A 13,230-nucleotide genomic window follows, 5' to 3' on the forward strand; every position below is an offset into this window, starting at 1 on the left:
TCGACGGTTCAGTCCCTTGCCAACTCTGCCTCGGCCGCGGCCAGCGCCGCGAACTCCTCCTCCGGTGCCTTCGCCACCAGGTGCTTGCGGCTGTACAGGCCGAAGTAGGCGATGGCCACCACGTACACCAGCAGCGCGATGAACGCCGCCGTCACGTCCACCAGGAACGTGGCCACCAGCGCCGCGCAGGCCAGCACCAGGGCGACCGAGGACGTCAGCACGCCACCCGGCGTGCGGTACGGCCGCGGCAGCTCCGGCTCGCGGCGGCGCAGCACGATGTGGGAGAGGGACATCAGGGCGTAGGAGATCGTGGCGCCGAAGACGGCGATGTTCAGCATGCGCGCGCCGTCGCCGGTCACCGCCGCCAGCAGGAAGCCGATCGTGCCCGGCACCAGCAGGCCCAGGTACGGGGCCTTGCGGCTGCTGGTCAGGGAGAGGAAGCGGGGGAGGTAGCCGGCGCGGGAGAGCGCGAACAGCTGGCGCGAGCCCGCGTAGATCAGGGAGAAGAAGGACGCCACCAGGCCGGCCAGGCCCGCGTAGTTCACGATCCGGCTCAGCGCCGTGGCCTCGCCGTCCGGCTGGAGCGCCTCCACCAGCGGGTTGCCCGCCTCCTGGATCGCCGCGGAACCGCGCGCCCCGGCCGCCGCGAAGAAGGTGACCACGGCCAGCACCACCAGGATGCCCATCGACCAGCGGATCGCCTTCGGCAGCGTACGGGCCGGCTCCCTGGTCTCCTCGGCGGCCAGCGGCACGCCCTCGACGCCGAGGAAGAACCACATGCCGAACGGGAACGCCGCCCAGATGCCGAGCAGGCCGAAGGGCAGCCAGGAGCTCGCGCCGGTGGCCGTCGCGTCCACCGGGATGTCGTCCAGCGCGCCGAAGCTGAAGTCGGGCAGTGCCGCCGCCGCGAACACGATGAGGGCGACCACCGCGATCCCGGTGACGACGAAGCTGAACCGCAGCGCCTCGCCCACGCCCCACAGGTGGATGCCGAGGAAGATCGCGAAGCAGACCAGGTACATCGGCCAGCCGGACTCCAGGCCGAACAGGCCCAGCGACTCGACGTAGTCCCCGATGAAGATGACGATGGCGGCCGGCGCCAGGACGTACTCGATGAGGATCGCCGTACCGGTCAGGAAGCCGCCCCACGGGCCGAGCGCCCGGCGTGCGAAGCCGTAGCCGCCGCCCGCGGTGGGCAGGATCGAGGACAGCTCGGCCAGGGCGAAGACCATGCAGGCGTACATCGCGCCCATCAGCACCATGGCGATCGCCAGTCCGCCGAAGCCGCCCTCGGCCAGGCCGAAGTTCCAGCCGGAGAAGTCGCCGGAGACGACGTAGGCGACGCCGAGACCGGTCAGCAGCACCCAGCCGGCGCTGCCGCGGCGCAGCGCCCTGCGCTCCAGATAGTCGTCCGCCTCTGCGGCGGCACCGGGCGTACTTGTGGATTCCAGGGACATGGGCACGACTCCCGACGGGGCGGCGGATACGGATCTGGTCCGGGCGCGGTGGGGCCGACCGAGCCCCGACTCAATGGAATGGAGCCATACCTTTGCGGTGCCGACCGCAGGAAAGCAATACCCGTGCGTTAAGCGGCCGTAAATCCCCACTCGCCCGAGGAGCGCGCGCACTCACCCGAGGAACCCGCGCAGCAGCGCCGCCGTCCCCCCGCAGTGCTCGCGCATGATCTCCCGCGCCTCCTCGGCGTCGCCCTCGATCACGGCCTCCACCAGGGCGGTGTGCTGGCGCTGGGAGTGCTCCAGATTGCGTACGAGCAGCGGGATGCAGTCCAGCAGGTCGTTCACCGTCGCCCGTACGGCCGCGTACTGGGCGGTGAGCGTGGGGGAGCCGGACAGCTCGGCGAGGGTGAGGTGCAGCAGCGTGTCCAGGCGGCGGTACTCGGTGAGCGGCGCGTCGTGCGTGCGGGCGAGCGCCGCGCGGAGCCGGTCCGCCTGCTCCTCGTCCAGGCCGTGCGCCGCGCACAGCCCGGCCGCGCCCACCTCCAGCACCTCGCGGAAGCGCAGCGCGTCCTCGACGTCCACGCCCTTCAGGCGGCGCCGCAGCTCCTCCTCGCCGGGGGTGTCGGTGCGCGGCAGCACGAACGTGCCGCCGTAGCGGCCGCGCCGCGCCTCGACCAGGCCCTGGTCCTGGAGGACCTTGAGCACCTCGCGCAGCGTCACCCTGCTGATCCCCAGCCGGTCGGCCAGCTCGCGCTCGGCCGGGAGGCGCTCGCCGCCCGGCACCAGGCCGAGCCGGACGACCTGGAGGATCTGCTCCAGGGCCTCCTCGAAGCCGTTGCCGGCCCGCACCGGCCGCAGGACCGAGGTCAGCCGGTCGTCGGCCTCGGGCGTCCCGTGCCCCGTGTCCGCCTGCGACATGTGGCGGAACCCCCTTCCCAATCAATGGTCCTGGGCAATACCTTATGGCTTCCGGCTGACCGAAGAAGCCGAAGGAGGCTCTCCCGTGGCAGACCGCACACCCCCGCTGAGCGTCGAGGAGCTGCACGCCCTCGTCGCCGGCGGTGAGATCGACACTGTCGTCCTGGCGTTCCCCGACATGCAAGGGCGGCTCCAGGGCAAGCGGTTCGCCGCCCGCTTCTTCCTCGACGAAGTCCTCCACCACGGCACCGAGGGCTGCAACTACCTCCTCGCCGTCGACACCGAGATGAACACCGTCGACGGCTACGCGATGTCCTCGTGGGAACGGGGCTACGGCGACTTCGCGATGCGCCCCGACCTCGCCACCCTGCGCCGCGTGCCCTGGCACCCCGGCACCGCCCTGCTCATCGCCGACCTCGCCTGGGAGGACGGCTCCCCGGTCGTCGCCGCGCCCCGCCAGATCCTCCGCCGCCAGCTGGACCGCCTCGCGGAACTCGGCCACACCGCCCAGGTCGGCACCGAGCTGGAGTTCATCGTCTTCCAGGACACCTACGAGCAGGCCTGGGACGCCAACTACCGGGGCCTCACGCCGGCCAACCAGTACAACATCGACTACTCCATCCTCGGCACCGGCCGCATCGAGCCCCTGCTGCGCCGCATCCGCAACGACATGGCGGGCGCCGGCCTGACCGTCGAGTCCGCCAAGGGCGAGTGCAACCCCGGCCAGCACGAGATCGCCTTCCGCTACGACGAGGCCCTGGTCACCTGCGACCAGCACGCGATCTACAAGACCGGCGCCAAGGAGATCGCCGCCCAGGAGGGCGTCTCCCTGACCTTCATGGCCAAGTACAACGAGCGCGAGGGCAACTCCTGCCACATCCACCTCTCCCTCGCGGACGCGGACGGCACCAACGTCATGGCCGCGGCGGACGACCCGCACGGCATGTCCGACACCATGCGTCACTTCCTCGCCGGACAGCTCGCGGCCCTGCGCGACTTCTCCCTCCTCTACGCCCCCCACATCAACTCCTACAAGCGGTTCCAGCCGGGCTCCTTCGCCCCGACCGCCGTCGCCTGGGGCCACGACAACCGCACCTGCGCCCTGCGCGTCGTGGGCCACGGCCGCTCCCTGCGCTTCGAGAACCGGCTGCCCGGCGGCGACGTCAACCCGCACCTCGCGGTCGCCGGACTGGTGGCCGCCGGCCTGTACGGCATCGAGCAGAAGCTTGAGCTGCCCGATCCGTGCCCGGGCAACGCCTACGCCGGCGACTACGCGCACGTCCCGACCACCCTGCGCGAGGCCGCCGAGCTGTGGGAGAACAGCCCGATCGCCCGGGCCGCCTTCGGCGACGAGGTCGTCGCCCACTACCGCAACATGGCACGCGTCGAGCTGGAGGCCTTCGACGCCGCGGTCACCGACTGGGAGCTGCGCCGCTCCTTCGAACGCATGTGAAGGGGCATCCCTTGTCCGACCCGCACGAGCTGACAGTCCTCAACCCGGCCACGGAGGAGGTCGTCGCCACCGTCCCCGCCGCCGACGCCGCCGACGTGGACCGCGCGGTCGCCCGCGCGAGCGCCGCCCAGGCGGCCTGGGCGGCCGTCGCCCCCGCCGACCGGGCCCGCCTGCTGCGCCGCTTCGCCGACGCCGTCGACAGCCAGGTCGAGGAACTCGCGCTCCTCGAGGTCCGCGAGGCCGGCCACCTCCTCGGCAACGCCCGCTGGGAGGCCGGCAACGCCCGCGACCTGCTGCTGTACGCGGCGGGCGGGGTCGAACGACTCCTCGGCAGGCAGATCCCCGTCCCCGGCGGCTGGAACGTCACCTTCCACGAACCCCTCGGCGTGGTCGGCGTGATCGCCCCGTGGAACTTCCCGATGCCCATCGCCGCCTGGGGCTCCTTCCCCGCCCTCGCCGCGGGCAACGCCGTCGTCCTCAAGCCCGCCGAGACCACCCCGCTCACCGCGCTGCGCCTGGCCGAACTGGCCCTGGAGGCGGGCCTGCCCGAGCACCTCTTCCAGGTCCTGCCCGGACACGGCCACATCGCCGGGCGCGCCCTGGTCGACCACCCGGGCGTCGCGAAGATCGTGTTCACCGGCTCCACCCGCACCGGCCGCGAGGTCATGGAGCGCTGCGCCCGGCAGGTCAAGCCCGTCACCCTCGAACTCGGCGGCAAGAGCCCGAACGTCGTCTTCGCCGACGCCGACCTGAAGGCCGCCGTCGACCCCTTCTCCTTCCTCGACAACTCCGGCCAGGACTGCTGCGCCCGTACCCGGATCCTCGTCCAGGAGTCGGTGTACGACGAGGTCGCCGACCTCCTCGCCCGCGAACTGTCCGCCGTCGTGGTCGGCGACCCGGCCGACCGGGCCACGCAGATGGGCCCGCTGATCTCCCGCCAACAGGTGGACCGCGTCAGGTCGTTCGTGCCGGACGACGCCCCCGCCCTGCGCGGCAGCGCCCCCGGCGGACCCGGCTTCTGGTTCCCGCCGACCGTGCTCACCGGGGAGCGGGCCGACTCCGCCGCGGCCCGCGAGGAGATCTTCGGACCCGTCGCCGTGCTGCTGCCCTTCACCGACGAGCAGGACGCGATCCGCCTCGCGAACGACACCCCGTACGGCCTCTCCGGCTCCGTCTGGACCCGGGACGTCGGCCGCGCCCTGCGCGTCTCGCAGGCCGTGCGCGCGGGCAACCTGTCCGTCAACTCCCACTCCAGCGTCCGCTACTGGACCCCGTTCGGCGGCTACAAGCAGTCCGGCGTCGGCCGTGAGCTGGGCCCGGACGCCCTGACCGCCTTCACCGAGACCAAGAACGTCTTCATCAGCACGGAGGGCCCCGCACAGTGACCTCATCGACCGAGCACACCATCTGCCGTCGGCTCGTCGGCCGTACCGCCGTCGTCACGGGGGCCGGCAGCGGCATCGGCCTCGCCACCGCGCGCCGTCTCGCCTCCGAAGGCGCCCACGTCGTCTGCGGCGACCTCGACGAGGCCCGCGGCAAGGCGGCCGCCGAGGAGATCGGCGGCACCTTCGTGAAGGTCGACGTCACCGACCCCGAGCAGGTCGAGGCCCTGTTCAGGACGGCGTACGACACCTACGGCAGCGTCGACATCGCCTTCAACAACGCGGGCATCTCCCCGCCCGACGACGACTCCATCCTGGAGACCGGCCTGGAGGCCTGGAAGCGCGTCCAGGAGGTCAACCTCACCTCCGTCTACCTGTGCTGCAAGGCGGCCATCCCCTACATGCGGCGCCAGGGCAGGGGCTCCATCATCAACACGGCGTCCTTCGTGGCTCGGATGGGCGCGGCCACCTCGCAGATCTCGTACACGGCGTCCAAGGGCGGCGTCCTCGCCATGTCCCGTGAACTGGGCGTGCAGTTCGCCCGGGAGGGCATCCGCGTCAACGCCCTGTGCCCGGGGCCGGTCAACACCCCGCTGCTCCAGGAGCTGTTCGCCAAGGACCCCGAGCGGGCCGCCCGCCGCCTCGTCCACATCCCGCTCGGCCGGTTCGCCGAGGCCGAGGAGATCGCCGCCGCCGTCGCCTTCCTCGCCAGCGACGACTCCTCCTTCGTGAACGCCACCGACTTCCTGGTGGACGGCGGGATCTCGGGCGCCTACGTCACGCCCCTGTAGGCCCCGCCCCGGGTGTGCCGTCCGGATCGGCCGGACTCGGGGCCAGAGCCCCGGGACGATCCGAACGACACGGCCTACAGTGCCGGGATGAGCATGACGACCCCGCCCGGCTGGTACCGCGACCCGTCGGACCCCCACCAGGAACGCTGGTGGGACGGCACGGCCTGGACGGAACACCGGCGCGCCCCACAGGCTCCGGCGCCGCAGGCGCCCGAGGGCTTCGGGCCGCCGGTGCTCCCCACCGGCGGGCGCTCCGGCCGGGCGGGGACCGTGGCCCTGGTCGTGGCCGGGGCCGTCCTCGTCGCGGCGATCGTGACGGGCGTCGTCGTCCTCGCCGGGAACGACGGGAACGGTACGGAACCGGCCGCGGCCCCGACCGCCGCCACCGCGCCGGCACCCGAACCGACCGCCTCCGAGCCCGCCGTCCCGGAGTCCTCCCCCGACGACCCGTCGGTCGTCGTCGACGAACTGAACGGCATCACGTTCCCCCTGCCCGACGGCTGGGTCACACCGGAGTACGTCGCCCAGCCCGACGTCGTCATGACGACCGACGGCACCTACGACTGCCCGGGCGACGGCGGCGTCTGCCGCCACGGCATGGTCATCTCCCGTACGGTCACCGACACCGCCGAGACCTCACCCAAGGCCCTGGCCGAGGCCGACATCGCCGACGCGGCCGACGACGCCTACGACCGCGACCTCGTCGGCCGGCGCCCCTTCGGCGGCATCGAGTCCCACGAGGTCGTGTCGTCCGGCCAGGTCGCGGTGGCGGGCCGCGCCGGGTACTACGTCCGCTGGCGCGTGACGACCGCCGAGGGACCCGGCGGCCACGTCCAGTCGCTGGTCTTCCCCTCCACCGTCGGCACGGAGGCCCCGGTCCTCGTCCGCTACGTCTTCCACGCCGGCGCGGACGGACCTCCCCTGTCCGACATGGACCGCATCACCAAGGGCATCCGCCCGATCGGCGACGCGGACACGGGCGGCGGGGTCGGCAGCGGCATCGGCCCGACGCGGTGAGCTACAGGAACGTGTGGCCCTCGCCCCGGTACGTCGGCACCGTCGCCGTCACCGCGTCCCCCTCGACCAGGTGCAGCACGTCGAACCGCTCGCACAGCTCACCGGCCTTCGCGTGCCGGAACCACACCTTGTCGCCGATCAGCAGGTCGTCGGCGGGCGAGCCGAGCAGCGGCGTCTGCACCTCGCCGGGACCCTCCTGGGGGTCGTAGCGCAGTCCCTCCGGCAGGTACGGCACCGGCAGCCGGTCGGGCCCCGCCGCACCGGAGGCCGGGTACCCGCCGCCGAGGACGGTCACGACCCCCACCCCCGGTCTGCGGACCACGGGCTGGGCGAAGAGTGCGGCCGGACGGCCCCTGAACGACGTGTAGTTGTCGAACAGCCGCGGCACGTAGAGCCCGGAGCCGGCGGCGACCTCGGTCACGGCGTCCTCCGCGACGGTGTACTGCACACTGCCGGTGCCGCCGCCGTTGACGTACTCCAGGTCCGGCGCCACCGCCCGCACCGCGCGCACCACGGCGGCACGCCGCTCGGCGAGTTCACGGCGCGCGGCGGCCTGCATCAACCGGACCGCACGCGAGCGCAGCGGGTGTCCGGCGACCGCGTCACCGACGCCGGCGATGTGCCCCTCGTACGCCATGATCCCCACCAGCCGGAACCCCGGCCGCCGGGCCACCGCCCGGGCGAGGTCGGCGACCTGGGACGGGGAGTGCAGCGGAGAGCGCCGCGCGCCGACCCGGACCCGCCCGCCGAGCAGCTTCAGGGAGGTGTCCAACTCCAGGCAGATCCGGACCACTTCGCGTCCGCCGGCGCGCGCGGCGTCGATCAGGCCGAGCTGGGCGACGTCGTCGACCATGACGGTGACGGCGGAGGCGAGCTTGGGGTCGCCGGCCAGTTCGGCGAAACCGGCCCGGTCCGCCGACGGGTAGGCGAGCAGGATGTCGTCGAACCCGGAGCGCGCCAGCCACAGGGATTCGGCCAGGGTGAAGGACATGACGCCCGCGAAACCGTCCTTCGCCAGGACCCGCTCCAGCAGGGCCCGGCAGCGGACGGACTTGCTGGCGACGCGGACCGGCTTGCCGCCCGCCCTCCGGACGAGGTCGTCCGCGTTGGCGTCGAAGGCGTCCAGGTCCACGAGGGCGAGAGGGGCGTCGAGATGGGCGGTGGCCCGGTCGTAACGGGCCCGGTCGGCGGCGCGCGCAGTCATGAACGCAGCCTGCCAGACCGGATTACCGCAGGGTAGGGGGACGTTCCGGGCAGATGCCCCCGGGGCGCGGGACTGGTTCCCGTTCGCTCGGCAACAAGCCGTAGAGTGACGCGCACGCACGGACCAACGGCTCCGGCCCGGCAACCGCGCCGGGATGCCGGTCCGCCCGTGCGGGTATGCGTGCCCAGAGCGGACCCGTGCGTCCGCACCGGGCCGCCCGGGCACGAGCAGCGAAGGGCCCGCGCAGGGAAACGACGGCCCGGGCACGAGGAAACGGGGGGTGCATGAGCACGGAAGCACGCCGCGCCCAGATCCCCCCACGCCCGACCACCCCCCCCGCCCCGAGCACCCCTCCGGTCCCGGACGCGCCGCCCCGGCCGACGGCGCCACCGCGCCCGGCCCGGCCGCCGAGGGCGGGGACACCGGAAGGCGAGATCCCGGGAGCCGCGGCCCCCGCGGAGCCGCCGAGGAACGGTGGCGCGGCGGAGCAACCGCCCGAGTCCCGGAACACCGCCGGTCCCGTGCCGGACCGGTCCCGCGCCGGCGACACCGCGGCCCGGACCGACCGAACCGCCCCCGCCTCGCCCCCGGGCCGGTCCCCGTCCCCCTCGGAGCAGGCACCCCCCACCCCCCGCTTCCCGAACCTGCGCACCCCGGACCCGATGACCCCGCCCCCACCGCCCGCGTCGGCCCGCTTCCCGGACACCCCACCGCCAACGCCGACCGGCCGAACCACCCCCGCCGCACGGCCCGGTCCCACGGGGCCGTCCCCGCACAGCGTCCACCCGTCGCCCATCGACGAGACGAGCGACCGGGCCCCGGAGAGCGCGCGTCCCGCCCGCCTGGACGGCGCCGGCCCGGCCGCTCCGGAGTCTGCCCGCTCGGCTCGCGCCGGTTCCGCCGGCCCGGAGTTCGCCCGTCCCGCCCGCCTGGACGGCGTCCGTCCGGCCGACACGGGCGTGGGCCGGTCGCAGGGTGGGAACACCGCGGGTCCCGCTCGCTCGGACGGCACCGACCGCGTTGGTTCGGGGCCTGCTCGTGCCGCCCGCCTGGACGGTGCCCGTCCGGCCGACACGGGCATGGGCCGGTCGCAGGGTGGGAACACCGCGGGTCCCGCTCGTTCGGACGGCACCGACCGCGTTGGTTCGGGGCCTGCTCGTGCCGCCCGCCTGGACGGCGCTCGTCCGGCCGATACCGGCGTGGGCCGTCCCGTCGGTCCGGACACTGCGCGGCCGGTTCGCTCGGACGACGCCGGTTCCACCGGTTCGAAGCCTGCTCGTCCCGCCCGTCTGGACAGTGGCCGCCCGCCCGGTTGGGAGTCTGCTCGGCCGGATCGTCTGGACAGTGGCCGACCGCCCGGTTCGGAGCCCGATCGTCCCACCCGCCCGGTCGGCCCTCGCCCCGCCGACGCCGGCGCGGGCCGTCCCGCCGGCGTGGACAACGCGCGCTCCGCCCGCCCGGAAGCCCCCCGCCCCGCCACCGGCGCAGCCGACGTTTCCCCGGGGCGGCCGAACGGCCCCCGCCCCGCCGCCGACGTTCCCCCGGCCCGCCCGAACGGCCCCCGCTCCAGCGGCCCCGACGCCCCGGACAACCCCCGGCCCCCCACCTCCGGCACCGCCTGGACCCCGCTGCCCCACGGCTGGGCCCCCGCTCCCACCGAGCCTCCCCGGGAGGCCCTGTCCTCCGCCGTGCCCGGACACCGTCCCGACGGGCCCTCCGACGGGGGCGCCCGGCCCGCGTGGACGCCCGCCCCCTCCGACGGCGACACCCCGTCCGCGTGGACCCCCGTCCGTGACGCACCCTCCGAGGACGACGCCCGGCCCGCGTGGACGCCCGCGGCGCCCGCGCGTCACCCCGGTCTCGACGCACCGCGCGCGTCCGCGACCGCGCGGGTTCCGCGGCCCGCCGAGTCCCCGGAGGCTCCGCCGCGCCCGCAGTCCGGCCCGGTCGTCCTCGACCCCGCCCTGTCCTGGAGCGCCCCGATGACGCCGGGCGGCGCCCCCGGCGCCACGCGGCCCGTCGTGACGTTCGGACAGCCCGAGGGGTACCGGGACGCGCCCCGGATCCGACGGGGCCGGACCGTCGCGGCCGCCGCCTGTGTCGTCCTCGGACTCGGCCTCATCGGCGGCTCCGTCACCGGCAGTTGGCTCGTCGGGGACTCCGCCGAGGCGGGGGAGCGGGGGGCCTACACCACCGCCGGCAGCCTGTGGCACAACGTCCCGGTGGACCAGCTGTTCCCACCGGCCGTGGACGGGCAGGGCGCGGGCCCCGGCGGCGCCGACCGCACCTGGACGCGGATCGCCGTCGCCCCGGACGGCGGCTGCGCCGACGCCTTCGACCCGCTGCTGCTCAAGGCCCTCACCCCGGTCGGCTGCACCCGCCTGCTGCGCGCCACCTACACCGACGCCACCCAGAGCTACGTCACCACCGTCGGCCTGCTGTTCACCAAGGCCGACGCGGCCGGGATGCGCGCGCTGGAGACCCAGTTCGAGAGGGAGGGCCTGGCCCGCCGCGCCGACCTGATGCCCCGTCCGTACGCCGCGAAGGACACCGTCGCCGCCGCCTTCGGCGACCCGCAGCGCGCCTCGTGGACGATCTCCGTCCTCACCGACGCGCCCGTCGTCGTCTACGCCGTCTCCGGCTGGGCCGACGGCCGCACCGTCGCCACCCCGCAGCCCGCCGCGGAGGCCACCGCGTCCGGCGCCACCACGGCGCCCGCCCAGGCCGGCCTGGGCAACGAGGCGAAGGGCCTCGCCGACCGCATCGAGCGCGCCCTGCGCAAGACCGCCGTCTCGCCCTCGGAGCAGCCCTCATGAGCAGCAGCCGTACGAGCCGCACGACGACGCGCCGGGCCGGCCTCCTGTGCTCTCTCCTCGCCGCCTCCCTCGCCCTCCTGCCCGCCGCCCCCGCGCACGCCGACGGCATACGCGCCAAGCAGTGGGCGCTGGAGGCCCTGCACACCGACGAGATCTGGCAGACCACCAAGGGCGAGGGCATGACCGTCGCCGTCCTCGACACCGGCGTCGAGGACGACCATCCGGACCTGGACGGCAACGTCCTGCCCGGCAAGGACCTGGTCGGCTTCGGCGCCAAGCCCGGCGACCGCGCCTGGGCCCGCCACGGCACCGCGATGGCCGGCATCATCGCCGGCCACGGACACGGCTACGGCAACGCCGACGGCGTCATGGGCATCGCCCCGGAGGCGAAGATCCTGCCCGTCCGCGTGATCCTGGAGGACGGCGACCCGGCCCGCACCAGGGCCCGCAACACCCGCGGCAACGCCCTCGCCGAAGGCATCCGCTGGGCCGCCGACCAGGGCGCCGACGTCATCAACCTCTCCCTCGGCGACGACTCCGCCTCCGCCCACCCCGAACCCGCCGAGGACGAGGCCGTCCAGTACGCCCTGAAGAAGGGCTCCGTGGTCGTCGCCTCGGCCGGCAACGGCGGCGAGAAGGGCGACCACATCTCCTACCCGGCCGCCTACCCGGGCGTCATCGCCGTGACCGCCGTCGACCGCTACGGCACCCGCGCCTCCTTCTCCACCCGCCGCTGGTACGCCACGGTCAGTGCCCCCGGCGTCGACGTCGTCATCGCCGACCCGGACCACAAGTACTACGAGGGCTGGGGCACGTCCGCCGCGGCCGCCTTCGTCTCCGGCGCCGTCGCCCTCGTCAAGGCCGCCCACCCGGGCCTGACCCCGGCGCAGATCAAGAACCTCCTGGAGGACACCGCCCGCAACGCCCCCACCGGCGGCCGCGACGACTCCCGAGGCTTCGGCTTCATCGACCCGGCCGCCGCCATCAAGGCCGCCGCCGGCCTCACCCCCGAGAACCTGCGCGCCGCGTCCTACGGCGAGAAGTACTTCGGCCCCGGCCCGGACACCGAGCGGGCCGACGACGACGCGTCGAGCTGGGCCGGCCTGCTCGCCGGCGGGACCGGGGGAGTGCTGCTGGTGGCCGCGGTCGTGCTGTGGCGGGGCCGCCGCGAGCGGTACGAGACGTTCTAGTCACCCCGGCGGCCGGTCACCCGGCGGCCGGTCACCCGGCGGCCGGGGCCGACGCGCCGCCGTCCGTCAACGCCGACACCGCCGCCTTCGCCGCCGCCTCGACCAGCGTGATGCCCGTCGCCCGCGTCGCGTTGCCGTCCGACAGCACGGCCACCAGAACGTCGTGGCCGCCGGCGGTCACCCGCCCGATGCTGTTGACGTCCCACAGCCCGGTCGCCGTACGCGGCAGCCAGCCGTTCTTCAGCGCCCACGACGAGCCGTCCGCGGCGGCCGAGACGCCCCACCGCTGCCCGGCGGCGATCCGCCCCATCAGGCCCCGCAGGTACGCCTGTGAGACCTCGTTCAGCCGGGAGTCGTCGCCGAAGACCTGCCGGAGCAGGGTGAGCTGGTCGGCGGCCGTGGTCCGGGTCAGCCCCCACAGCATGCCGTCGCCGCCCTCGGTGTCCGTGAGCCCGAACCGCTCGTTCGCCGCGTCGAGACCGTCGGCCTTCCCGATGCTCCGCCACAGGGCCGACGCCGAGTCGTTGTCGCTGCTCTCGATCATCGCGGTGGCGTACGTCTTCTCCCGCGCGGTGAGCGGGCGCCCTTCGTCCTGCGCCCGGAGGAGCAGCGCCGCCAGGATGTCCACCTTCACGATGCTCGCCGTGTCGAAGGCGGCCGTCCCGTACGTGGCGCTCTGCCCGGAGTCCACGTCCAGCACGGCCACGGACACCGCCGCCCCGTCCGGCACGGTCACCGACTCCATGGCCGCCGCCAGCAGCGCGTCCTGATCCACCTCGGGCTCCGCCACCGACTCCACCGACACCCCTCCGTACGACGCCGAAGTCGAGGGTGACGGCGTCGCCGACGACGATAGGGCGTCCCTGCCGGAGTGCGCCCGGGCCGTCACGTACGCGGTGCCGCCCGCGGTGACGCCCAGCACGGCCACGGCGGCGAGCGCCGAGCGGAGAAGCGGGCGGCGCCGGGACGGACGTGCTCTGCGAGACTCCATGCCCGCGATGC

10 protein-coding genes are annotated in these 13,230 nt (G+C 74.6%); 6 read left to right on the forward strand and 4 right to left on the reverse strand.

Going from position 1 to position 13,230, the window contains the following annotated elements:
* Positions 1-8: 8 nt before the first annotated feature.
* Both eat and ACF1A1_RS08400 read right to left on the reverse strand, forming a co-directional pair.
* The gene (eat, locus tag ACF1A1_RS08395; protein ID WP_391646775.1) at positions 9-1,457 is read right to left on the reverse strand and encodes an ethanolamine permease; all 1,449 of its coding nucleotides are present in this window, start codon (positions 1,455-1,457) and stop codon (positions 9-11) included.
* 171 nt (positions 1,458-1,628) lie between these two features.
* A complete protein-coding gene (locus tag ACF1A1_RS08400; RefSeq protein WP_391646777.1) occupies positions 1,629-2,375 on the reverse strand; it encodes a FadR/GntR family transcriptional regulator in 747 nt (248 codons plus the stop codon).
* Between the two features lie 85 nt (positions 2,376-2,460).
* Between ACF1A1_RS08400 and ACF1A1_RS08405 the strand changes: the two genes are divergently transcribed.
* From ACF1A1_RS08405 to ACF1A1_RS08420, 4 genes are all read left to right on the forward strand, one after another.
* Positions 2,461-3,828 (forward strand): glutamine synthetase family protein, encoded by a 1,368-nt coding sequence (locus ACF1A1_RS08405; RefSeq protein WP_391646779.1) that lies wholly within the window; start codon positions 2,461-2,463, stop codon positions 3,826-3,828.
* A gap of 11 nt (positions 3,829-3,839) precedes the next feature.
* The gene (locus ACF1A1_RS08410; protein WP_391646781.1) at positions 3,840-5,213 is read left to right on the forward strand and encodes an aldehyde dehydrogenase family protein; all 1,374 of its coding nucleotides are present in this window, start codon (positions 3,840-3,842) and stop codon (positions 5,211-5,213) included.
* Positions 5,210-6,001, forward strand: a complete 792-nt coding sequence (locus ACF1A1_RS08415) for a 3-oxoacyl-ACP reductase (protein ID WP_391646783.1) — start codon at positions 5,210-5,212, stop codon at positions 5,999-6,001. Before ACF1A1_RS08410 ends, ACF1A1_RS08415 begins: the two co-directional genes overlap by 4 nt.
* Before the next feature lie 93 nt (positions 6,002-6,094).
* Positions 6,095-7,018, forward strand: a complete 924-nt coding sequence (locus ACF1A1_RS08420; protein ID WP_391647188.1) for a DUF2510 domain-containing protein — start codon at positions 6,095-6,097, stop codon at positions 7,016-7,018.
* A 1-nt stretch (position 7,019) separates the two neighbouring features.
* Here the strand turns inward: ACF1A1_RS08420 and ACF1A1_RS08425 are convergent, their stop codons facing one another.
* Entirely contained in the window at positions 7,020-8,222 is a 1,203-nt protein-coding gene (locus ACF1A1_RS08425) for an amino acid deaminase/aldolase (RefSeq protein ID WP_391646784.1), read from the reverse strand.
* Positions 8,223-9,655: 1,433 nt separating this feature from the next.
* Between ACF1A1_RS08425 and ACF1A1_RS08430 the strand changes: the two genes are divergently transcribed.
* Both ACF1A1_RS08430 and mycP read left to right on the forward strand, forming a co-directional pair.
* A complete protein-coding gene (locus tag ACF1A1_RS08430) occupies positions 9,656-11,038 on the forward strand; it encodes a hypothetical protein (RefSeq protein WP_391646786.1) in 1,383 nt (460 codons plus the stop codon).
* The gene (gene mycP, locus ACF1A1_RS08435; RefSeq protein WP_391646788.1) at positions 11,035-12,228 is read left to right on the forward strand and encodes a type VII secretion-associated serine protease mycosin; all 1,194 of its coding nucleotides are present in this window, start codon (positions 11,035-11,037) and stop codon (positions 12,226-12,228) included. Before ACF1A1_RS08430 ends, mycP begins: the two co-directional genes overlap by 4 nt.
* A gap of 31 nt (positions 12,229-12,259) precedes the next feature.
* Here the strand turns inward: mycP and ACF1A1_RS08440 are convergent, their stop codons facing one another.
* Entirely contained in the window at positions 12,260-13,219 is a 960-nt protein-coding gene (locus tag ACF1A1_RS08440) for a serine hydrolase (protein ID WP_391646790.1), read from the reverse strand.
* Between the last annotated feature and the right edge of the window lie 11 nt (positions 13,220-13,230).

This window comes from Streptomyces sp. NPDC014995 (genome assembly GCF_043080745.1).
Lineage (GTDB): Bacteria > Actinomycetota > Actinomycetes > Streptomycetales > Streptomycetaceae > Streptomyces.